At 67.0% G+C, this 22,487-nt stretch carries 18 protein-coding genes; 5 read left to right on the top strand and 13 right to left on the bottom strand.

Annotated elements, in window-relative coordinates; all coding sequences use genetic code 11:
• Positions 1–112 precede the first annotated feature (112 nt).
• Positions 113–2,098, top strand: a complete 1,986-nt coding sequence (locus EC839_RS05440; RefSeq protein ID WP_132832424.1) for a sigma-54-dependent Fis family transcriptional regulator — start codon at positions 113–115, stop codon at positions 2,096–2,098.
• A 71-nt stretch (positions 2,099–2,169) separates the two neighbouring features.
• Here the strand turns inward: EC839_RS05440 and EC839_RS05435 are convergent, their stop codons facing one another.
• The 7 genes from EC839_RS05435 to cydP form a co-directional block, all read right to left on the bottom strand.
• Positions 2,170–4,131: a methyl-accepting chemotaxis protein gene (locus EC839_RS05435; RefSeq protein WP_132832423.1), complete on the bottom strand. Its 1,962-nt coding sequence runs from the start codon at positions 4,129–4,131 to the stop codon at positions 2,170–2,172.
• A 435-nt stretch (positions 4,132–4,566) separates the two neighbouring features.
• Positions 4,567–6,528: a methyl-accepting chemotaxis protein gene (locus EC839_RS05430; RefSeq protein ID WP_132832422.1), complete on the bottom strand. Its 1,962-nt coding sequence runs from the start codon at positions 6,526–6,528 to the stop codon at positions 4,567–4,569.
• Between the two features lie 217 nt (positions 6,529–6,745).
• Positions 6,746–7,042 (bottom strand): cyd operon YbgE family protein, encoded by a 297-nt coding sequence (locus tag EC839_RS05425; protein WP_132832466.1) that lies wholly within the window; start codon positions 7,040–7,042, stop codon positions 6,746–6,748.
• Entirely contained in the window at positions 7,029–7,145 is a 117-nt protein-coding gene (cydX, locus tag EC839_RS05420; RefSeq protein WP_007158843.1) for a cytochrome bd-I oxidase subunit CydX, read from the bottom strand. Before cydX ends, EC839_RS05425 begins: the two co-directional genes overlap by 14 nt.
• 26 nt (positions 7,146–7,171) lie before the next feature.
• Complete coding sequence (gene cydB / locus EC839_RS05415) at positions 7,172–8,311, bottom strand: cytochrome d ubiquinol oxidase subunit II (RefSeq protein WP_132832421.1); 1,140 nt, start codon at positions 8,309–8,311, stop codon at positions 7,172–7,174.
• 10 nt (positions 8,312–8,321) lie between these two features.
• The gene (locus EC839_RS05410; RefSeq protein ID WP_132832420.1) at positions 8,322–9,935 is read right to left on the bottom strand and encodes a cytochrome ubiquinol oxidase subunit I; all 1,614 of its coding nucleotides are present in this window, start codon (positions 9,933–9,935) and stop codon (positions 8,322–8,324) included.
• Between the two features lie 33 nt (positions 9,936–9,968).
• Positions 9,969–10,112, bottom strand: a complete 144-nt coding sequence (cydP, locus tag EC839_RS24125; protein ID WP_017641416.1) for a cytochrome oxidase putative small subunit CydP — start codon at positions 10,110–10,112, stop codon at positions 9,969–9,971.
• A 261-nt stretch (positions 10,113–10,373) separates the two neighbouring features.
• Between cydP and EC839_RS05405 the strand changes: the two genes are divergently transcribed.
• Both EC839_RS05405 and EC839_RS05400 read left to right on the top strand, forming a co-directional pair.
• Entirely contained in the window at positions 10,374–10,634 is a 261-nt protein-coding gene (locus EC839_RS05405; RefSeq protein ID WP_132832419.1) for a hypothetical protein, read from the top strand.
• Between the two features lie 80 nt (positions 10,635–10,714).
• Complete coding sequence (locus EC839_RS05400) at positions 10,715–11,716, top strand: dipeptidase (RefSeq protein ID WP_132832418.1); 1,002 nt, start codon at positions 10,715–10,717, stop codon at positions 11,714–11,716.
• Between the two features lie 8 nt (positions 11,717–11,724).
• Here EC839_RS05400 and EC839_RS05395 read toward each other — a convergent pair whose 3' ends face one another.
• The 6 genes from EC839_RS05395 to EC839_RS05370 all read right to left on the bottom strand — a co-directional run bounded on the left by EC839_RS05395 (position 11,725) and on the right by EC839_RS05370 (position 20,452).
• Positions 11,725–12,912 carry an NAD(P)/FAD-dependent oxidoreductase gene (locus EC839_RS05395; RefSeq protein ID WP_132832417.1) on the bottom strand — a complete coding sequence of 396 codons (1,188 nt, stop codon included), beginning with the start codon at positions 12,910–12,912 and terminating at the stop codon, positions 11,725–11,727.
• 193 nt (positions 12,913–13,105) lie between these two features.
• Complete coding sequence (locus EC839_RS05390) at positions 13,106–15,574, bottom strand: PAS domain-containing protein (protein WP_132832416.1); 2,469 nt, start codon at positions 15,572–15,574, stop codon at positions 13,106–13,108.
• Between the two features lie 220 nt (positions 15,575–15,794).
• Entirely contained in the window at positions 15,795–17,243 is a 1,449-nt protein-coding gene (locus EC839_RS05385; RefSeq protein ID WP_132832415.1) for an amidase, read from the bottom strand.
• A 20-nt stretch (positions 17,244–17,263) separates the two neighbouring features.
• A complete protein-coding gene (locus EC839_RS05380; RefSeq protein WP_132832414.1) occupies positions 17,264–18,481 on the bottom strand; it encodes an MFS transporter in 1,218 nt (405 codons plus the stop codon).
• Between the two features lie 10 nt (positions 18,482–18,491).
• Positions 18,492–19,418 carry a transporter gene (locus EC839_RS05375; protein ID WP_132832413.1) on the bottom strand — a complete coding sequence of 309 codons (927 nt, stop codon included), beginning with the start codon at positions 19,416–19,418 and terminating at the stop codon, positions 18,492–18,494.
• A 65-nt stretch (positions 19,419–19,483) separates the two neighbouring features.
• Positions 19,484–20,452 carry a helix-turn-helix domain-containing protein gene (locus EC839_RS05370; protein WP_132832412.1) on the bottom strand — a complete coding sequence of 323 codons (969 nt, stop codon included), beginning with the start codon at positions 20,450–20,452 and terminating at the stop codon, positions 19,484–19,486.
• Between the two features lie 183 nt (positions 20,453–20,635).
• Here EC839_RS05370 and EC839_RS05365 point away from each other — a divergent pair, with 183 nt between their 5' ends.
• Both EC839_RS05365 and EC839_RS05360 read left to right on the top strand, forming a co-directional pair.
• On the top strand, positions 20,636–21,628 hold the full coding sequence (locus EC839_RS05365) for a dienelactone hydrolase family protein (RefSeq protein ID WP_132832411.1): 993 nt from the start codon (positions 20,636–20,638) through the stop codon (positions 21,626–21,628).
• Between the two features lie 330 nt (positions 21,629–21,958).
• Positions 21,959–22,408 (top strand): DMT family transporter, encoded by a 450-nt coding sequence (locus EC839_RS05360; RefSeq protein WP_132832410.1) that lies wholly within the window; start codon positions 21,959–21,961, stop codon positions 22,406–22,408.
• Positions 22,409–22,487: the final 79 nt, after the last annotated feature.

The raw sequence follows: 22,487 nt of genomic DNA, 5'->3' as shown, positions 1-22,487 counted from the left end.
GCGCAGGAAATGCGGCTAGGGTGCGGGCTGCAGGGCTTGTCAGTCCACGTTCATGTCTATAAAAAAGACATGTCCAGGTGGACATGTCCAAAGGTTGGACGAGGAGCCGAAGATGCAGGAGCAGGTCGCCCCGAGCGAGCTGACGCGGGAATTGCAATTCGTCAGCGAGCTGCAGCGGCCGTCGGTCGCGGAACGTGTCCAGCGCGAGCTGGATGCCGCCTGGACGGCCTGCCTGGCGGGGGCCTCTGAACTGGCCCCGGTGCGGCCGGTGATCCGGGCGTCCTGGCTGCGCAGTCGCGCGACGGGCATCGTCGCGGAGGAATTCCACTACGAGTTCGTCGGGTCGCAGGAGCTGGCCCGCCGGCTGCAGCGGCAGCGTGAGCTGCTGGACATCGCCGCACCGGTCATGGCCGAGCTGTTGCGCTACAACCCGGACGGGCACCTCAACCTGGCGGATGCCGAGGGCGTGACCCTGGCCGCCTGTGGGCTGGATCTCACGCCGCTGGGCAGTCGTCTGCTGGAGTCGGTGCAGGGCACCAACTGCACCGGCCTGGCCCTGCGCGAGCAGCGGCTGGTGTTCGTCCTGGCGGGCGAGAATTTCAAGCGCGAGCTGCGCGAGCGACGGATGCATTGCGCCTCGGCGCCGGTCCGCGACACCCAGGGACGGTTGCTCGGCGCCCTGACCCTCACCGCGGCGGTGGGCAACTTCCACTGCCATACCCTGGGCACGGTCCAGGCCGCGGCGGAGGCGATCTCTCGCCAGCTGGCGCTCACCGCGCTGCTGGACGAGCAGCAGCGGGTGCTGGAGGTACTCAACGAAGGCGTCATCCTGCTCGACGACGACCGTTGCATCCGTAGCCTGAACGGCTACGCGCGCCGCCTGCTGCAGCTCGACGATCCACAGCGAGGGCGTCCCTTCGCCAGCTTCATCACTCAGGACACCGACCTCGACCTCTGGCTGGATCGGCGCTGGGAGCGCCAGGACCGCGATCTCACCTTGTTGCTACCAGACGGCAGCGGTTTGCCGTGCCTGGCCTCCGCCGCGCCCATCGCCCAGGGCGGCTGGGTGCTTTCTCTACGAGAGAATCGCCGCATCCGCGAGATCACCCGGCAACTGCTGGGCACCCGGGCGCGTTACAGCTTCAACGATATCCAGGGACGCTCGCCAGCGTTGCAGAACGCCTTGCGCGTCGCGCAGGCAGCCAGCCACAGCGAAGCCACGGTGCTGGTGCTGGGAGAAAGCGGGGTAGGCAAGGAGCTGTTCGCCCAGGCGATCCACAACGCCAGTGCCCGTCGCCATGGCCCCTTCGTCGCGGTGAACTGCGGCGCCATCCCGCGCGACCTGGTGCAGAGCGAGCTGTTCGGCCACGTCGAGGGGGCCTTCACCGGCGCCGCCCGCGGCGGTACGGCGGGCAAGTTCGAGCTGGCCGACGGCGGCACGCTGTTTCTCGACGAGATCGGCGACATGCCCCTGGAGGCCCAGGCGAGCCTGCTGCGGGTGCTGCAGGAGGGCGAGGTGACCCGGGTCGGCGCCAAGAAGGCCCAGGCAGTGGACGTCCGCGTCATCGCGGCCACCCACCGGGATCTCGCCCAGGCCGTGACAGGCGGGAGCTTCCGTGAGGATGTCTTTTACCGTCTCAACGTGCTCCCCCTGCAGGTGCCGCCGTTGCGCGAGCGTCGCGAAGACATTCCACAGCTGGTGGCGACTCTGCTCAAGGCCCTGAGCCGTCACCTAGAGCGTCCGCCGCCGGCCATCACGGACGAGGCGCTGACGTTGCTGATGGCCCATAGCTGGCCCGGCAACGTGCGGGAGTTGGAAAACGTCATCGAACGCGCGGTCAATCTGGCCCAGGGATCGCTCATCCAGCCGGTGGACCTGCCACCTTCGCTGGTCTCCATCAGCCCTTCGCAAGGCGGAGGCGACGAGCCCCTTACTCCCCTTGAAAGGGGGCAGCGGGATCTGATCCGCGCCACCTTGCAGCAGACCCGCGGCAATCTTCGTCAAACGGCGACCCGACTCGGGATCTCACGCGCCGGGCTCTATGTGAAGCTGCGCCGCTATGCCCTGGATCCGGCGGATTTCCGGCCAGAACGCTGAAGTCCGGCAGCGCCCAAACGCAGCGAGCCAAGCTCGTTCCGGCCTGCCGGTTGCTGGCATCCTCGGTAACGTCAGGCCACCTGGAAGCGGCCGACCAGGGCTTGCTGCTGTTCCGCCAGGCGGGCCAGTTCGCGACTGGTGACCGCGGTCTGCTCGGCGCCGGCGCTGACCTGGATCACCAGCTCATGGATGTCGCTGACGTTGCGGCTGATGTCTTCGGCGACCTGGCTCTGCTGCTCGGCGGCCGAGGCCACCTGGATATTGCGGTCGTTGATCAGGGTCACGCCCTCGGCGATCTCGCTCAGCAGTTCGCCGGCGCGGAGCATGTTGCCGGCGCTGGTCTGCACCTGGCCGAGGGTTTCCTGCATGGCCTGGGCGGCGCGGTCGGCGCCGCTCTGCAGGTGGCTGATCATCTGCTGGATGCTGCCGGTGGATTGCTGGGTCTTTTGCGCCAGGGAGCGTACCTCGTCGGCGACCACGGCAAAGCCGCGCCCGGCTTCACCGGCGCGCGCCGCCTCGATGGCCGCGTTCAGCGCGAGCAGGTTGGTCTGCCCGGCGATGCCATTGATCACGTCCAGCACCAGGGAGATGGCGTCGCTCTCCTGCTTGAGTTCGACGATGATCTGCGCGGTGCGCTCGGCCTGGACCGATAGCCCTTGCACCAGGCCGATGGTGGCCTGCAGTTCGCGGCGACCCTGAAGGGTGTTGGCCTCCACCTGCCGCGAGCCCTCGGCGGCCTCGCTGGTGCTGCGGGCGACGTCCTTGACCGTAGCGCTCATCTCGGCGATGGCAGTGGCCACCTGGTCGGTACCCAGGCGCTGCTGAGCGACGCTCTCACTGGTCTGGATGGCGACCGCCGAGGCTCCTTCGGCGGCGGTGGCGACCTGCTGGGTAGCCGTCCGGATCTCCTGGATGACCTGGCCGAGTTCCTGGCTCATCAGGTTGAGATTGCCGGTGATGGTGCCGAATTCGTCCTGACCCCGATAGGCGCAACGGGCGGTGAGGTCACGAGTGGCCAGGCGGGTGAGGGTGCCATTGACCTGCCCGACCGCCTGCCTGATGTTGCGGATGACCAGCCACGCCAGCGCCGAGACGGCCATCAGCAGCACCAGCATCAGACCGAGGGTGGTCCAGAGATCGCGGCTGGCGCCGGCACGGGTGAGTTCGGTGATGGCGATGACGCCTGCGCCCAGTTCCGTTTCCAGCGTGCCCAGCTGATCGATGCGCTGGGTGGCCAGGGTGAACCAGGTTTCCGGCTGCACGTTCAGCGGCTTGCCCGGCGTCGTGTAGAGCGCACGCCGCTGCAACTGGGCCAACTCCAGGGCGCCGGGCTGCTGGAGAATGCTCTCGAACCGCTGGATGACCTCGGGCGCGGACCTCTGTCTGAAGGCGTCGGCGTAGGCGGTGAATTCGCCGAGATTGCGCGCGATCTGCACCAATATCGGCAACTCCAGACGATTCTTGCTGAAGGCTATCCCCAGCAGCGCGCGCTCGCGGCCAGCCCGTTCCTTCATCTCGACGAACAGATTCAGGGCATTCAGGGCGCGCTTGATAGCCGGATCCCCGACCCCGGCTTCGAGCTGGCCGTTGTAGCCGATCAATGCCTGGATCATCTCGGTATAGGCGGCACTGGATTGGGTACCGCTGACCGTCCTGCCGTCCACCTTGGTGCGCCAATCGGGCAGGCCGTCGAGGATCTTCAGCACGGGCTGGATGGCCGCATCGTCGCTGACCACCAGCGCGCGCAAGGCGTGTTGGGCCTGGTCGCTGTCCTGGCGGTAGGTCCGCAGCTCGTCGCGTAGGGCCATGCCGTCACTGCTGAGAAAGAGGCCACTGGCGCCCCGTTCACGCTGCAGGCGGGTGATCAGGGCGCTGACACCTTGCGCCGTGGCGCTGGCGGTCATGGTGTGATCGAGGTTCTCCAGCGTCTGGTAGCGCTCCTCCAGGAAGAGACCGCAAATCAGCAGAAAACCGGTCAAGGGCAGGAGCAGGATGAGCAGCAGCTTGGTACTCAGGGCGGCGTTCTTCAGCATCGGTCAGTCCTTTAATAGATGACCCTCGCGCCTGCTGGGGCGCGAGGGTTCGGTTCCAGGAGAGGTCACCGCGCAGGCGTCGCTGGAGGAAAGGATAAGCCCATCAAGTCTGGCTATTGATGGCAGAAAAAGCCTGGCAGCAGCGCGCTGTGGATGACCGGCCGCAACGCCTGCAAGTAGCGTGCTAGAGCGGATGGCTATTGTGGAGGTGCCGTTGCGGAGGGCTGCTTTGCCGCCCTGGCGAAGAGGCGCTCGCGGCAAAGGATCGAATCGACGCAGACGACTGACGTCCGGGTGGGTCGCGGTGAGTGAGGTGGGGCAGTGAAGGGTAGCGCGGGGAGGGTGTCGCGGGGCGGCAACGGTCGGTTGCAGCGAAGGGGAAGCGGGAGGACCTGGATCGGTCCTCCCATCTGGCGGTCGAGCGCCGGGTGGGCGTCAAGCCACCCGGAAGCGACCCACCAGCGCCTGCTGCTGTTCGGCGAGGCGGGCCAGTTCCCGGCTGGTGACGGCGGTCTGTTCGGCGCCGGCGCTGACCTGGATCACCAGGTCGTTGATGTCGTTGACGTTGCGGCTGATCTCTTCGGCGACCTGGCTCTGCTGCTCGGCGGCCGAGGCCACCTGGATGTTACGGTCGTTGATCAGGGTCACGCCCTCGGCGATCTCGCCCAGCAGCTCGCCGGCGCGAACGACGTTGCTGGCGCCGGTCTGCACCTGACTCAGGGTTTCCTGCATGGCCTGGGTGGCGCGGTCGGAGCCGTTCTGCAGATTATTGATCATCTGCTGAATGCTGCCGGTGGATTGCTGGGTCTTTTGCGCCAGGGAGCGCACCTCGTCGGCGACCACGGCGAAGCCACGACCGGCCTCACCGGCGCGAGCGGCTTCGATGGCGGCGTTGAGCGCCAGCAGGTTGGTCTGCTCGGCGATGCCGCGGATCACGTCCAGCACCGAGGAGATGGCGTCGCTCTCGTGCTTGAGTTCGGCGATGATCTCCGAGGTCCGTTCGGCCTGCACCGACAGCCCCTGCACCAGGCCAATGGTGGCCTGCAATTCGCGGCGACCCTGGCTGGTGTTGCCCTCGACCTGGCGCGAGCCTTCGGCGGCCTCGGTGGTGCTGCGGGCGACGTCCTTGACCGTGGCGCTCATCTCGGCGATGGCGGTCGCCACCTGGTCGGTGCCCAGGCGCTGCTGGGCGACGTTCTGGCTGGTCTGGACGGCGACCGCCGAAGCCTCTTCGGCAGCGGTGGCGACCTGCACGGTGGCCGCGCCGATCTCCTGGATCACCTGGCCCAGCTCCTGGCTCATCTGATTGAGGTTGCCGGTGATGGTGCCGAACTCGTCCCGTCCCTGGTAGGCGCAACGGGCGGTGAGGTCGCGGGTGGCCAGGCGAGTGAGGGTGCCATTGACCTGCTCGACCGCCTGCTTGATGTTGCGGATGATCACCCAGGCCAGCGTCGAGACGGCCACCAGCACCAGCAGCACCAGGCCGAGGGTGATCCAGAGGTCGCGACTGGCGTCGGCGCGGGCCTGCTCGGCCTGGCCGCCCACGCTGGCGCCGAGGTCCGCCTCCACCTTGCCCATCAGGTCGATGCGCTGGGTGGCCAGGTTGAACCAGTCCTCCGGCTTGACGCCCAGGGCATCGCCCAGGGGAACGGTGAAGGCCAATTGCTGCAGGCGACTGACTTCCTGGGCGCTGGGTTGCTTGAAGGTGTCGTCGAGCTCGCGGATGAAGTCGGGCGTGGCCTTGCGCTGGAAGGCGTCGGCATAGGCGGAGAATTCACCCAGGTTGCGAGCGAAGCGCGACAGCAGGCTGGCGTCGAAGCGATTCTGATTGAAGGCCAGACCCAGCAGCACCCGCTCGCGGCCGGCGCGTTCCTTCATCTCGACGAACAGATTGAGGGCGCCCAGGGCGCGCAGGATGGCCGGATCGTCGACGCCGGCTTCCAGCGAATGGGTGTAGCCGATCAGCGTCTTGATCAGGTCGGTGTAGGCCGCGCCGGACTGGGTGCTGTTGAGCGCCAGACCGTCGACCTTGGTGCGCAGCTCCGGCAGACCGTCCAGGGCACGCAGCAGGGCCTGGATGTTTGCATCGCTACCGCTGGCGAGGGTCTTGAGTTCGCCATGGGCCTTGTCGCTGTCCTGGCGGAAGGTCTTGAGCTTGTCCTGCATCGACTTGCCGCCGCTGCCGAGAAAGACGCCGCTGGCGCCGCGTTCGCGCTGCAGGCTGGTGATCACGGCGCTGATGCGCTGCGCCGTGGCACTGGCGGTGACCGTGTGCTCCATGTCCTTGAAGGTTTCGTAGCGGTCGGCGGTGTAGAGGCCCGAGATCACCAGGAAGCCAGCCAGCGGCAGCAGCAGGATCAGCAGGAGCTTGGTACTTAGGGGGGCATTCCTGAGCATCGTGGCATTCTCTGGGGTGTTCAGTGGGTACGCCGGCGGCAAGGGGGGAAGCCGGCGCGGGCAAGATCGCTTCCGGTTATGTCGGCACCCCGAGACGAACCTTGATAGTCAGGTTATTCATCGGCGTGAGAGGAATGGAGCTAAGCGCGCGGTCAGGCGCTACGCCGGCTGATGAACGCAGCGCCCGGAAAGGCCGGGCGCTATCGTCAGACGTCAATCAGCCCAGCTGGGCCTTGAAGAGCAGGGCGTAGCCGAGCAGCAGCAGCGGCCAGCCCACCGCTGGCCCGAACAGCAGGCGCCAGAGCCATAGGCGCGGCACGAAGCCGACGCCGTGGACCAGTCCGGCGGAGACGCCGAGCATGACCGCCATCAGCAATGGGTGGCTGTAGTGGCCGCTGGCGTCGAGCATCAGGCCAGGGTGGATCAGCAGCAGCAGGGCCAGGGGCGCTGCGAGTAGCAGCGAGAGCGTGCGCCCCAGCGGATGGACGCGGGGCAAGGCTTCAGCATTCGGCATCGTCATGGACGTCCAGCTCCCGGGTGCTTTCCAGCCAGAGGGCGTTGATGATGCCGAAGCTCGCGGCGAGCAGAACGCCGAGGATCCAGGTGAAGTACCACATGGCAGGTCTCCTTGAGAAAGGGCTGGTCAGTAGAGGCCGTGGGGGTTGGCGTCGATGAAGAGTTCGTCGACCTTGCCCCACATGCGCACGTAGCTCCACAGGGTGTAGGCCAGGATGAGCGGCACGAAAATGGCCGCGGCGACGAACATGATGCCCAGCGTCCTGTGGCTGGAGACGGCGTCCCAGACGGTCAGGCTGGAGGCCGGGTCCAGGCTCGACGGCAGCACGAAGGGAAACAGCGCGCAGCCGGCGGTGGCTAGGGTGCCGACGATGGCCAGGGCGGTGCCGGTGAAGGCCAGACCGGCCTGGCGCCAGCTGCTGCCGAGCAGGGCCAGGACGCTGCCCAATACGGCTACGACCGGGGCGATCAGGGTCAGCGGTTGGGCATGGTAGTTGGCCAGCCAGCCCGGGTTGCCAGCGGTCACGACCTTGTGCAGCGGATTCAGGGCACTTCCGGGATCGCCCTGGCTGATCAGCACGTAGCCGTCGAAGCCATAGGCCAGCCAGACGCCGGCCAGGCCGAAGGTGGCGAGGTGGAGCAGGGCGCACAGGCCGGTGGCGCGGCGGGCGCGCTCACCCAGGGCCTGGTGGGTACGCAGCATCAGCCAGCTGCCGCCATGGGCGCAGAGCATGGCCAGGCTGACCAGGCCGCAGAGCAGGGCGAAGGGGTTGAGCAGGGCGAAGAAGCTGCCGCTGTAGGTGGATCTCAGGGTGTCGTCGAGCTGGAAGGGCACGCCCTGGAAGAGGTTGCCGAAGGCCACGCCGAACACCAGTGCCGGGACCAGGCTGCCGGTGAACAGGCCCCAGTCCCAGGCGTTGCGCCAGCGGGTGTTGTCCAGCTTGCTGCGGTAGTCGAAGCCGACCGGACGCAGGAACAGGGCGAAGAGCACCAGCAGCAGTGCCCAGTAGAGCCCGGAGAAGGCGGTGGCATAGACCATCGGCCAGGCGGCGAAGAGCGCGCCGCCGGCGGTGATGAACCACACCTGGTTGCCGTCCCAGTGCGGCGCGATGCTGTTGATGGCGGCGCGGCGTTCCTTGTCGGTCTTGCCGATCAGGGGCATGAGGATCATGGCACCCATGTCGAAACCGTCGGTGAGGGCGAAGCCGATCAGCAGCACGCCGATCAGCACCCACCAGATGAGCTTGAGGACTTCATAGTCGAACATGGCGGTCTCCTCAGACGGTGGCCGGGGCGGCGGGCTTGGCCACCGCGGCCTGGCGCAGGGCGTCGCCGACCTGGGCGGCGCGTTCGTGGTAATAGCGGCCGCTGTGCAGGCTGCTCGGGCCGAGGCGGGCGAAGCGGATCATCAGGTACAGCTCCACGATCAGCAGTAGGGTGTAGAAGGTCACCAGGGCGCCGATGGAGCCCCAGAGGTCAGCGGGGGCCAGGGTCGAGGCCGAGAGGTGGGTGGGCAGTACTTCGCTGATGGTCCAGGGCTGGCGACCATGCTCGGCGACCCACCAGCCGGTCTGGGTGGCGATCCAGGGCAGTGGCAGGCTCAGCAGCGCCCATTTCAGCAGCCAGGGCTTCTTGAGTTCGTTGCGCCGGGTCGAGGCCCAGAAGGCGCAGAGGAACAGGGCCAGCATCAGCACGCCGCAGGCGACCATGATGCGGAAGGTCCAGAACACGCTCGCCACGTTGGGGATGGTGTCCAGGGCGGCCTTGCGCACCTGCTCGTCGGACGCGGCGGGCAGGTCGTTGGTGTACTTCTTGAGCAGCAGGCCATAGCCCAGGTCATGCTTGCGCGCATCGAAGGCGGCACGGGTGGCGGCGGAGTTGTCCCCCGCGCGCAGCCGTTCCAGCAGGGCATAGGCCTGGGCGCCGCTGCGGATGCGCTCCTCGTAGTGCTTGACCAGATCCTTGATGCCGGTGACCTGCTCGGTGGTGGAGCGGGTGGCGATCAGGCCCATCACATAGGGGATCTTCACCGCGTAGTCGGTGCGCATCTCCTGCTGGTTGGGGATCCCGAACAGCGTGAAGGAGGCGGGGGCTTCCTCGGTGTTCCACTCGGCTTCGATGGCGGCCAGCTTGACCTTCTGTACCTCGCCCACGCGATAGCCGGATTCGTCGCCCAGCACGATCACCGAGATGACCGCGGCCGTGCCGAAGGCGGCGGCCACGGCAAAGGAGCGCCGGGCGAAGCCGATGTCGCGGCCCTTGAGCAGGTAGTAGCTGGAGATCGCCAGCACGAAGATGGCGCCGGTGACGTAACCCGAGGCTACGGTGTGGACGAACTTCACCTGGGCGACGGGATTGAGCAGCAGGGCGCCGAAGTCGGCCAACTCCATGCGCATGGTCACATAGTTGAATTCGGCGCCGACCGGATTCTGCATCCAGCCATTGGCCACCAGGATCCACAGCGCGGAGAGATTCGAGCCCAGGGCCACCAGCCAGGTCACCAGCAGGTGCTGCCCTTTCGACAGCCGCTCCCAGCCAAAGAAGAACAGCCCGATCAGGGTCGATTCCAGGAAGAAGGCCATCAGGCCCTCGATGGCCAGGGGCGCGCCGAAGATGTCGCCGACATAGTGGGAGTAGTAGGCCCAGTTGGTGCCGAACTGGAACTCCATGGTCAGGCCGGTGGTGACGCCCAGGGCGAAGTTGATGCCGAACAGCTTGCCCCAGAACTGGGTCATGTCCTTGTAGACCTGTTTGCCGGTCATCACATAGACCGACTCCATGATCCCCAGGATCACCACCAGCCCCAGGGTCAGGGGCACGAAGATGAAGTGATACAGCGCGGTCATGCCGAATTGCAGGCGTGACAGGTCCACGACGGATTCCGAGATCATCCCGGCAATCTCCTCAAGCGAAGGGAAGGGGTACTAGTCCAGCAGGTGGGCGCTGACCGCCTGGGTGGCGTCGGGCGGGACCGTGGGGGCGCTGAACCAGAGGCTCTTGATGACCATCAGCAGCGCCAGCTTGATCAGGAGGATGACCAGCAGTTCTTTGACCAGGCGTCCGTTCATGGCGACCTCGCGAGCCGTGGCGCCCCTCCGGGGACGGAGTGGTGGCTGCATGCAGGATGCGCCTGCTGGCCTTGGGCAAAACTGATCCAGATCAATTGGCCAGTGGCCAGCGCCTGGGGCAGGTTGTCGCAGCCGTTCAGGTCGGGTTCAGAGGGGTTAAGACAGCGTTAAGACGCCTGGGCGCAAGGTGGAACCGTGACTGACGCCGGACCGTTTTCCGCGGCGACGCCAGCCCCCGTGTTCAAGACTGGAGGATTCACCATGAACGTCTTCAACAAGATGGCCGCTCTCGCCCTGCTCAGCACCGCCAGCTACACCGCCATGGCCGCCGAGATCAACGAAAGGCGCGCCCAGGCTGCACCGCAGCCCAAGGCGGCGCACAGCGAAGTCGTCGCGGTTCAGCGGCAGGCGCCGGCAGGCTGGGACCAGGTGCTCGATCCCCAGGCCTATGGCCAGGCGTCGGTGCGCTACCAGGCAAGAGCCGTGGATCCGGCGCTGCTGCGGGCCGTGAACGTCGGCTAGCGCCGAGGCGGGCCGGGCGGACCCTGGCCTCCGTCTGCATGCTATGTTGAACCCCTCGAGACATGCGCAGGGGAACGCCGATGCAGACGGTCGCAGCCATACCCGCGGGACCCAGGCCGATACGCTGGGAGGCGCATGCCTGCCTGCCGCTGGTGCCGGGGCAGGACATGGCTGGCTTGAGTCGCTATCGCGAAGCCGGCTTCCATCACGTGTCGATCAACGTCGGCATGGACATGACGCCTTTCGCGACGGTGCTGCAAACCCTCGCCGGCTTCCGCGCCTGGCTGGCTCGACATTCCGATGACTTCCGCCTCGTCGGCACGGTGGCCGACATCCACCGTGCGCATGAGCAAGACAGGCTGGCCGTTTCCTTCGATCTCGAAGGCTCGACCATGCTGCTCGACGACCCGGCGATGGTCGGGCTCTATGCCTCCCTCGGGGTGCGTCAGATGCTGCTCGCCTACAACCGCGATAACGCCTGCGCCGGGGGTTGCCATGGCGCGGGTGGCGGTCTGACCGCGCTGGGTCGCAAGGTTGTGGCGGCCGGCAATGCGGCAGGCATCACCCTCGACTGTGCCCACGCGAGCGAGCGCGCCAGCCTGGAAATCATGGCGGTCTCGACGCGGCCGGTGGTGTTTTCCCATACCAATATCAAGGCGCTCCACGATCATCCCCGGACGATCAGCGATCGGCAGATCCGCGCCTGTGCCGATCAGGATGGCGTGATCGGCCTGACGGGGCTAGGCATCTTTCTCGGCGATCCCGCGGCCTCGGTGGCCAGCTATGTCCGCCAGATCGACTACCTGGCGGAGCGGATCGGGACCCGCCATATCGGCATCGGGCTGGATACCGAGCTGTGCCCGGCCGACCATGACCTTCCCGCTGGCGTCGATGCTGAAGACTGGTGGCCCGCCCGCCACTATGGACAGCCGCATGGTCACGCCCAGCTGCAACCCGAGGCGCTGCCTGAGCTGATTGCGCAACTGGCGGCTCGGGGCTACAGCACCGATGACATCGACGCCATCCTGGGCGGGAATTTCCTGCGTATTGCGAGCCAGACCTGGCCGTCCGCGGCCGTCTGAGTCGCGACCTAGACGTACTGCGCCGCCGCGTAACCCGACGCCCAGGCCCACTGGAAGTTGAATCCGCCCAGGTGGCCGGTGACGTCCAGCACCTCGCCGATGAAGTACAGGCCAGGCGACTTCAGCGATTCCAGGGTCTTGGACGACACCTCGCGGGTGTCGACGCCACCCAGGGTGACCTCGGCGGTTCGGTAGCCCTCGGTGCCCGCCGGGACCAGTTGCCAATCGTGCAGGCGTGCGGCGATGGCCTTGAGTTCGTCCGGGGTGTATTGCTTCAACGGCTTGGACTGGAACCAGCTGTCGGCCAGCAGAGTGGCCATCTTCTTGGTGAACAGCTCGCCCAGCAGCGTCTTGAGTTCGCTGTTGGGCCGCGCCTGGCGCTGCTCGGCGAGCCACTGGGCCAGGTCGAGGTGCGGCAGCAGATCGATGCTGAGGCTGTCGCCGGGTTGCCAGTAGGAGGAGATCTGCAGGATCGCCGGACCGCTGAGGCCGCGGTGGGTGAACAGCAGATTCTCGACGAAGCTCTGGCCGTTGCAGCTGATCCGGCAGTCTTCCACCGCCGTACCGGACAGGGCGCTGCAGAATTCCTTGAGCTGCGGATCGGTGATCGTGAAGGGCACCAGACCGGCGCGGGTCGGCAGCAGCTGATGGCCGAACTGGCGGGCGACCTGGTAGCCGAAGCCGGTGGCTCCAAGGGTCGGGATGGACAGGCCGCCGGTGGCGATCACCAGGGACTCGCCACGCACCGGGCCCAGGCTGGTCTGCAGCTGATAGCCGCCCGGGTCGAGGCGGGTGATCTCCTGCACCGAGGTATCGAGACGGATGTCGACGCCGCCCTGTTCGCACTCGTCCAGCAGCACGGCGAGGATGTCGCTGGCCTTGTTGTCGCAGAACAGCTGGCCGAGCTTCTTCTCGTGATAGGGCACGCCGTGCTTGGCCACCAGGGCGATGAAGTCCCATTGGGTGTAGCGGGCCAGCGCCGATTTGCAGAAATGCGCGTTCTGCGAGAGGAAGTTGGCGGGCTCGCAATAGAGGTTGGTGAAGTTGCAGCGGCCGCCGCCAGACATGAGGATCTTCTTGCCGGCCTTGTTGGCGTGGTCGAGTACCAGCACCCGGCGCCCGCGCGCCGCAGCGCTCAAGGCGCACATCAAGCCGGCCGCGCCGGCACCGATGATGATGACCTGGGTATCGAACACTATGACTCCTTACCGATAGAAAGAGGGCCACTGGCCCGCGGCGGCGCATGTTACCTGATCGCCCGCGCAGGAGGGATGGCCGCTGTCGGTCCGTCCCGGTACTCCGTCGCGCCTTATCCTGCTCCGGCATGGTGCGCGGAGCGGGCACTCACTGCCGGGGCGGGCCGGAGGCCAGCGTTGCCGGCGGCGTACCTCAGGTCGCCAGGTGCGACTCGGGCTCGGCCATGATTTCCTGCAGCCGACGTGACAAGGCCTCCGCCGAGTAGGGCTTGTGGATCAGCTCGAAGCCCTGGGCGCCGTTGGTCGCCAGCACGTGGCTGTAGCCCGAGGTCAGCAGGATCGGCAGGCTGCGATAAAGGCGTCTGATCTTGATGGCCAGGTCCAGGCCACTCATGCCGGGCATGACGACGTCCGAGAAGACCACGTCGAACTGGCCTGGCTGGTCGGCGAGCAGGGCGAGGGCGATCTCGGCGTTGGCGGCCAGCACGGCGTGGTAGCCGAGATCGCTCAACAGGTCGACGGCGAAGGTACCGACCTCGAGATTGTCCTCGACCACCAGGACAGTGATCCCGCCGCCATCGGCCACCGCCGCGTAATCATCGAGGGCCGGTTGCTGCCCGGTTGCCGGCGCGAGCGGAAGATAGAGGTGAAAGGTCGTCCCGCGGCCGACTTCGCTGGTAACCCGTACTTCACCACCGGACTGCTTGATGAAGCCGAACACCTGACTCAGGCCGAGACCGGTGCCCTGGCCGACTCTCTTGGTGGTGAAGAAGGGCTCGAAGATGTGCTCCAGGTGCTCCTGGGTGATGCCACTGCCGCTGTCCGCCAGGGTGACGGCCACGGCCGGGAGGTCAAGGGCCGGCTGAGCCCCGCTAGCCGGAATGCTGGCGACGGTACCGACGCCGATGGTCAGGCGCCCGCCACCGCTCATGGCGTCACGGGCGTTCACCGCGATGTTCACCAGGGCGGTATCGAACTGGCTGGCGTCGGCGTAGACCAGGCAGGGGTCGTCGTTCACTTCGAGTGCGATGCCGACGTGCGAGCCGAGCAGGGTTTCCAGCATGTCGCTCAGGGCCAGGACATTGTCCCGCGCGGAAAACACCTCGGGTGCCAGGGTCTGGCGGCGCGCGAAGGCCAGTAGTTGCCCGGTCAGTCTGGCGGCGCGATCCACGGTGGTGGAAATCGCCTCTATGTAGCGCTCGCGACGGGCCTCGCTGAGGTTGGGGCGCTTGAGCAGGTCGCAGGAAGTGCGGGCGACGGTGAGCAGGTTGTTGAAGTCATGGGCCACGCCGCCGGTGAGCTGGCCGATGGCCTCCATCTTCTGCGCCTGGCGCAGGGCATCCTCGGCGGCTGCCAGATCCAGCGTCTGCTGGCGTTGCCGGGTCACGTCGCGCACGGTGGCATAGATCAGTTCGCCATTGCGCGTGGCATTCCAGGAAAACCAACGGTAGGACCCGTCGCGATGGCGATAGCGGTTTTCGAAGTTGATCAACGCGATGCCCTGCTTGATATCCCGGAACGCCTGGCGCGTGGCGACGAGATCGTCAGCGTGGACGAAGGTAAGGAAGGGGCGGGCCTTGAGCGCTTCGAGCGACCAGTCCAGGGTCGCCGTCCAGGCCGGGTTGAGGTTGACGAAGAAACCTTCGAGGTCAGCCACGCACAGTGGATCGGTGGAGCAATTCCAGATCTGGTCGCGCTCGGCGGTGCGCTCCGAGATGCGTTGCTCCAGTTCGCTGTTGAGCGCGGCGATGGCTTCGGCGCGGGCCTGCTGTGCCTGCTGGGCAAGGATGCGACTGCTGATGTCGCGGGAGATGCAGACGATCTTCACCTCACCGGTGCCGGCCACCACGAATCGCGAACAGGACACCTCCCACCAGCGCGGCTCGCCGCGGGCCGTGGGGCAGAAACCTTCTACCCGGGTGGTCTGGCCTTCGCCGGCGCGCGCGACGGCGTGGCGGATCTTCGCGACTTCTTCGTCGGGCCAGAGCGCGGCGTACTCGCAACCCATGACCTGGTCGAAGGACTGCAGTTGGTTGAGCTCCAGCCCCTGGGCATTCATGAATTCGATATGGCCCTCGGCGGAGAGGACCTTGACGCAATCCAGGCTGGCCTGGAGCAGGCTGCGGGAAAAGCCCTCGCTGTGCAGGACGTCGCGGGCGGCGGCGAAGCGGCGCTGGGCGCCGATCTCCAACGCGATCATGTCGGCGAAGAGTTCGAAGGCGGACAGGATCTCGGGGCTGCTGGGTTTGGCCGGCTGCGGATCGATGGCGCAGAGGGTGCCGAAGAAGCTGCCGTCGTCCAGCACGATGGGGACCGAGATATAGCTACGCAGGCCGTACTGCCGGGGCGTGTGATCGTGGCGGTAGAGGTCGTCCAGCGCCACGTCGTCGATCACCACCGGCTGGCGATGGTCGCGGATCTCGTCGCAGATGGTCGATTTGACTTCCAGCTCGCCACCGGGCTGGAGGCCGAAGCCGATCAGATCGAGGGTGCTGCAGGCGATCCAGCGATCGTCGGTCACCCGGGCGACGGTGGCAAAGCCCATGCCGGTCATCTGGCAGACCACATCCAGGATCTTGGGCACTGCGGCGATCTCGGCGATGAGATCGAGGTCCTGGGCCAGGGTGTACGAGGGGACTTGAGTCGAGGTGGGGGTGCTCATCGGGTCGCTCGTACGGTGCCCTACCGGGGCAGCAGGAAGATGGCGAGCGACAACAGGCTGAAGCCTCCGGCACGGATGCTAGAGGTATTCGTCACAGGCCGTGCGCGGCCAGTATAGCGAGCATCCAAGCGAAACGGGTGACAGGATGCCTTCCAGTTTGCGAAGGGCCTCTCCGTCTGCCACCCATGACCGCGGCCGCCGTTGCCCGGCGGCCAAGGCTTCAGCGGTTGCCTGACAACGGCGGCCGCCGTGCCGCCCAGGGTTGCGCGCGTTCCAGCTGGGCGGCCAGGGCCAGCAGGGTGCCTTCCTCGCCGAAACGCGCGGCGAAGTGGCTGCCCAGGGGCAGGCCGTTGGGGGTCCACCAGAGCGGTACCGACATGGCTGGCTGGCCGCTGGCATTGAACAGGGCGGTAAAGGGCGAGTAGCTGTGGAAGGCGGCGATGGCCTCGGCCAGCGGGCGCTCCTGGTGTGGACCATCCAGCTCGCCCAGGCGCGGCGGTTCGCGGGTCAGGGTGGGGGTGAGGATGACGTCATGGTCGGTGAGAAAGCGCGCCAGGGTCCGGCCAAGGGCATGCAGGCCTTCCACCGCAGCGGCGTAGCGGTGGGCAGGGATGTCGCCCCGTTCGCGCAGGATCACCCGGGTCCGGGCGTCCAGCTCCTCTTCGCTGACCGGAGCGCCGCGCATCGTGCCCAGCACCTGCAGGTAGTGGCGGGTGCTGGGACCGATGATGTCGAAGACCTGGTCGAGAAAGCGGGGCAGGTCCACTGGCAGGGTCGCCGGCTCGACGTGGTGGCCAAGGCTTTCGCACAGCCGCGCGGTGTGGCGCACCGCGGCCAGGGCGTCGGGACCGCTGGGCCAGGGCGCCAGGTGCTCTACCAGGGCGATGCGCAGCGGGCGCGGATCGCGTTCCAGCAGGCTGGCGAAGGGTAGGTCCTGGCGCGGTGCGGCATAGGGCGCGCCCAGGTCGGCACCGGCGGTGGCGTCCAGCAGCAGGGCGTTGTCGCGCACCGAGAGGCTCATGGCGTGGGGCGTGCCCATGCCGGCCCAGCCTTCGCCGACCATGGGGCCGGAGGGCATCCGGCCGCGACTGGGCTTGAGGCCGAAGATCCCGCAGCAGGAGGCCGGTACCCGCAGCGAACCGCCGCCGTCGTTGCCATGGGCGAAGGGCACTACCCGGGCGGCGACCAGGGCCGCGGCGCCGCCGCTCGAACCGCCGGCGCTGTGGGCCGGATTCCAGGGATTGGCGGTGGCGCCGAAACGGCGCGATTCGGTGCTGTAGGAGGTGCCGAATTCCGGCGAGGTGGTGGTGCCGACGAACAGGCAACCGGCCTGGCGCAAACGGGTGACCAGTTCACAGTCGAAGTCCGGGCGGGCTTCGCCCAGGGCCAGGGAGCCATTGGTCATGCGGGCGCCGGCGAGCGGGGTGAAGAGGTCCTTGACCAGGGTCGGGACTCCGGCGAAGGGCGCAGTGACGTCGAGCGGCGCCCTGGCCGCGGCGCGGGCCTGGTCATAGAGTCGCTCGCTCACGGCATTGAGGGACGGTTCCACAGTGTCCAGGCGTTCGATGACCGCTTCGAGCAGTTCGCTCGCCGTGATCTCGCGCTGCCGCAGCAGCGTCGCCAGGCCGTGGCCGTCGTGGGTGTCCAGCAGGGATTGCAGGCTGTGCATGGAAGATCCTCGATGAGAATTCAGGAAGAGCGCGACGGGGTCGGCAGGGCGGCCTTGCGCCTGAGCAGGCCGGCGGCGGCCCAGGCGAGCGCGGCGACCAGGGCGGCGCTGGCGAGGGCGCGGATGGCCAGGTGCAGATCACCGGCGAAGGGCAGGAGCACCGCCACCACCAACGGACTGGCGAACTGGCCCAGGTAGAGGCAGCCGGTGTAGCCACCCATGCCGCGACCCCGGGCGCGGGCGCTGAGGGCGCCCATCACCGGCGCCATGGTGTTGGGCACCAGCATGCCGACGCCCAGACCGTGGATGGTCACCGCCACCAGCACGGTCTCGTAGTTGCGTGCGGTCACCAGCAGCCAGAGACCGCTGCCCATGCAGGCCAGCAGCACGGCGTTGCAGCCGGCCAGGCCCCACCAGCGGCGCAACAGCGGCCAGAGCAGCGGTCCGCCGAGGGTGGCCAGCAGGCCGAGGCCCGCCGAGGCGCCGATCAGGGTGCTGGAGGTCACGCCCAGTTGCACCAGCAGCAACGGACTCTGGATGGGCACCACCACGCTGAGCACCATGCCGGCGAAGACCAGCAGGTAGTTGACGAGCAGCGGCAGGGGCGCACTGCGCTCGGGACCTTCGTCGAGGCGACTCTGGACACTGGCGCGGCTGGGCTCCCACAGCAGCCGCAGCATGAAGGGCACCAGCAGCAGGGGCAGCAGATAGAGATAGAAGGGCGTGCGCCAGGAATGCTCGCCCAGGGCGCCACCCACCACGAAGAACAGCGAGCCCACCAGGCTGATGGTGATGACCTGGCCGTTGACATAGGCCAGGCGCCGGCTGCCCTGCCAGTAATCGGCGATCAGCGTCACGCAGCAGGTCATCACCGCCGCTTCGGCCAGGCCGAAGACCAGGCGCGCGAGGGTGATGGTCGGCAGCGACTGCAGCAGCGCCGGCAACATGCCAAGCAGCGCATAGCACAGCGTCGCCAGGACCAGCAGGCGCTTGCGCCCCAGGCGGTCGGCCAGCCAGCCGGCCAGGGGAGCGAAGAGGGCGATGGCCAGGGCAGGGCCGGTCATCGCCAGGGGGATCAACAGATCGGCCCGGGGTTCGACGGGGCCGAATTCGGCGCCCAGCTTGGGTATGATCGGCGCGACCATCACCGAACCCATGATGGTCAGGCTGCTGCCGAGCAGGAGTACGGCGCCCTGGCGCCGGCCGGGGGTGGGGCGGGGGGAGGCGTTGGAGGTCATGGGCGGATCCTCAGAAACTGTGGGAGAGCCGCACGGCGAAGGCGTAGCCCTCGGCGCGGTTGCGGGCGTCGACTTCCTTGTAGAGGTGTACCCAGACCGGTGGCAGGCCAGGCTGGAAGAAGCTCAGCGCCGGTCCCAGCGCCAGCACCCGGGCGCGATTGCCGCGGGTGAGTCCGGGGGCGTCGTCGTCGGTGAGCTGGCGGTAGTAGTAGCCGCCCAGACCCAGGGTCCAGGGGCCTAGGTGCTGCCCCACGGCGAATTCGTGACGGTATTCCGTGCCGCTGCGGTAGTCGGTGGCGGGGTTGCGACTGTTGAAGTCGGCCTGGAAGCTGGACGAGACCTCGAAGCCCGAATCGCTGATGTAGCTCAGGTTGAGCATCGGCGAGACGGTCCAGTGGTTGGTACCCGGATTCACCAGTCGCCGTTTGTCGTAGTCCCCGGTGGGCGCCTGCACCTGGAACCAGAAGTTCACCCCCAGGTTGCGCGAGGGCTCCCATTGCAGGATCAGCGGAATGACCTGGATGTCGGCCTGGCGGAAGAGCTCGGCGCTGTCGGAAAACACCGGCACGCCATTGGCCTTGACGGTGAGATCCGCGTCCATCTTGAAGAACGGCTGGACCCCGCCAAAGCCGTAGCGGGCGCCCAGCACCCGGGTGTCGGTCATCTTCAGATAGGCCAGACCCAGGGAGAGCACATCGATGGAAAAGTCGTTGCCATTGTCGCGGCCATGACTGTCGCGGAGGGTGGTGGCGCGATAGAAGTTGGCGCGCAGGCCCAGGGTGCCGTGGGGCGTGGGCGGCGGGGTGAAGCCCGCGCCGAAGTCGTAGACCCCGAAAGCGGTGGTGGGCGAGCCGCTTTCGGTGGCGTGGCTCGCGGCGGTCATCCCCAGGGTGGCGAGGCCGACGGCAAGGACGTGAAGCTGGCGGGTAACGTTCATGGAGTTCCCTCTTCTTATTGGCCATTCGAGCCTGAGGGAAAGCCGTTACCCGCCGTTAGCCAGATTCAGCACTTCTGCGTGGCGGCCTTGAGGGTGGCGGAGGGCAGTTGCCCGAACAGTCTCTGGTAGTCGCGGGCGAAACGGCTGAGATGGCAGAAACCCCATTGGGCGGCGACGTCCTGTACCGATTCGCCCGCGCCCCGGCGCAGGGCACGGTGGGCCGCATTGAGGCGCAGGGTCCGCAGATAGGCCACCGGGTTGATGCCCAGCGTCTCCTGGAAACAGTACTGCAACTTGCGTCGACTGGCGCCGACTCTGTTGCACAGTTCGAGGATGCTGGGCGGCTGGTCCGGATGCGCCAGGGCGTATTCCCGTGCCCGCCGGATCACCCGCAAGCGCGCACTGGGGGCCAGTTCATGAGGTTCTCCCGTATCGAGCAGGTCGAGCAGGTGCGTCAGCACGGTGTCGCGTAGCACGGTACGCGTGCGCGGATGCGCCAGCCAGGTGAAGATCCGCGCCTCGGGCGCGAAGAGCTCCTGGGCCAGCCGCGCCAACGCCAGGTAGGCGCCCCCCGCCGGCAGCCGATAGCAGCCGGGCAGGTCGCGCACGCTCAGGCTACTGCGCTGGCAGGCGAGCAACTGCGCCATCTCGCCTTCCGGCAGGTTGATGCAGAGCAGTTCGAGATTGGCCGGCGTGCGCAGCTCCGGCAGGTCGTCCCCGCGCGCCACCAGCAACTGGGCGTCATGCAGGGTATGACCGGCACAGTGCAGGGCGCCCGCGTTCCCGATGGGCAGGCTGAAGGTCAGGGTGTTGCCCTGGGCTTCGCCACTCTTGAGCATCGCCTGGTTGGATCTGTCCCGCAGCAGGCTGAGATCGTCCAGCCAGAGATCGCTGAGTTCGCCGTGGAAGCGCCCCGCCGACAGCTGATCGTATTGCATGCGCCAGCCCTCGACGCAGAGCGCGTGCTCGTCGATGTCACCGGTATACCGATGCCGGACGCGCGGCGGTAACGCGAGGGAGCCGTCTTGGTGCATTTAGGAAACCTTTTGGGTAGCAAAGGGCCGGTAGTGCGGAAGCTACAAGTTTCGTACCTCAAGGCAGGATTGCGCGGCAAAGGTGCCAATTCTGGCTAGTGCGGCGTGTTCTGCTCGCCGCTGCCCTTACCGGGCACCGCCGATTGGCTACTCTGGGAAGACCCAACAACAAGGATGCAACCGATGCGCCATCTGTCCGCTGGATCCCTGCGTTCCTCGCTCGCGGCCATTGCCTGCTTGGCCAGTGCCACGGCCCTTGCGGTCACCTTGCCGGCAACCGATATCCCCGCCCGCCAGGAGGTGCTGACCTTCACCTCGCTGACCCTGAGCGATCAGCAATTCCTGACCGGGGACAAGGGCGGCACCGAGGTCCTGCTCGGTGGCGTGCTGTCGCTGCCGCCAGGCGAGGGCAGGGTACCGGTGGTGATTCTTCAGCATGGGTCGGGCGGGGTGGGCGCCAACATCACCTACTGGCAACGGCAGCTCAATCAGGCCGGCATCGCCACCTTCGCGGTGGATGGCTTCTCGGGCCGGGGCATCACCAGCACCACCACCGACCAGGCCCAGCTGGGGCGGCTCAATTTCGTGCTGGATGACTATCGCGCCGGCGCCTTGCTCGCGCGGCATCCCCGGGTCGATCCAGGCAAGATCATCCTCATGGGCTTTTCCCGCGGTGGGCAGGCCTCGCTCTATGCCGCCATGGAGCGCTTCGACAGACGCTGGAAAAGCCAGGACTTCCAGTTCGCCGGCTATCTGTCGTTCTATCCCGACTGCTCGATCAGCTTTCGCGAGCAGGACAGGGTCGTCGCCAAGCCGCTGCGCGTCTACCATGGCCTGGCCGATAACTACGATCCCTATTCCCGCTGCGAGGGCTATTTCGCCACGCTCGAGCAGCAGGGGGCCGATATCCAGGTGCATACCTATCCTCATGCCGAGCATGGCTTCGACAGCCCCTATGTCTGGAGTCCGGTGGTGGTCGCGAAGGGCAGCCAGACCGTGCGTGACTGTCGGATCACCGAGAACGCCAAGGGTGAGTTGATCAACCAGCAGACTGGCAAGGTGTTTTCCTACAGGGACAGCTGCGTCGTGCTGGGCCCCAAGGTGGGGGCCGATGCAGAGGCGACCCGGCAGGCCACCCGGGATGTGCTGGAGGCGGTCAGGGCCATCGCCAACTAGGCAAGCTCCCAGAGCGGCCGGGCTCTTGATTAGGAGTCTCCGAGCGGTTGGTGCCTGGACGCCCAGGCACCGACCGCTCGGACATCGGCCTAGGCGGAGGAGGGGCGCAAGGTCGCAACGGGGCTCGCGCGGACCGATTGACGGGATCGGCATCGTTCCAGGCAGGAGGCAGGCCCGCTGGTCGAAAAAGCCGCCGATATCCCGGTGTAGAGCCTTCAAGTCCGAGCGAGACGGCACTTTTACAAGATGTGTCCAGTCGTAATTCTGGCCTCGCGAGGGCGCTCAAGCGCCCTCGCGCCTCTCCCATGCTCCGCTCCGAGACCACTCCTGATGAATACCGCGAACTGGGCTTATATCCTTATCGTCGTTGCCGGATTCCTGCAGGCCGCCGGTGCGGCCATGAACGGCTCGCTCAACAAGGCGCTGGTCAATCCCTGGCTGGCGACCTCGGTGTCCTTCGTGATGGTCACCTTCGTCGCGATCGGGTTGTTCATCTGCATGCCCAGGCCGCTGCCTTCGATCAGCCAGATCGGCGACATGCCCTGGTGGGCGCCCCTCGGTGGCATCGCCGGCGCCGTGGCGGTCTTCGCCGGTCTGCTGTTCATCCAGCGCCTCGGCGCAGCGCCGGTGAACGGCGTCACCATCACCGCCAACCTCATCGCCAGCCTGGCCATCGATCACTTCGGCCTGTTTTCCATGGAACAGCATGCGGTCAACGGCTGGCGGTTGCTGGGCGCGATCCTGATGATTGCCGGGGTCGTCCTGATTGCCCGGTTCTGAACCTGACCTTCGGTAATCCCTAACGCATGGCGGCCCTCCTGTCCCCGGCTAGGATCGCTGTCGTCACTGCGCCTGGACG

Source organism: Pseudomonas sp. JUb52, from assembly GCF_004341115.1.
GTDB lineage: Bacteria > Pseudomonadota > Gammaproteobacteria > Pseudomonadales > Pseudomonadaceae > Chryseomonas > Chryseomonas oryzihabitans.
This window is presented reverse-complemented; position numbering and strand designations above follow the sequence as displayed.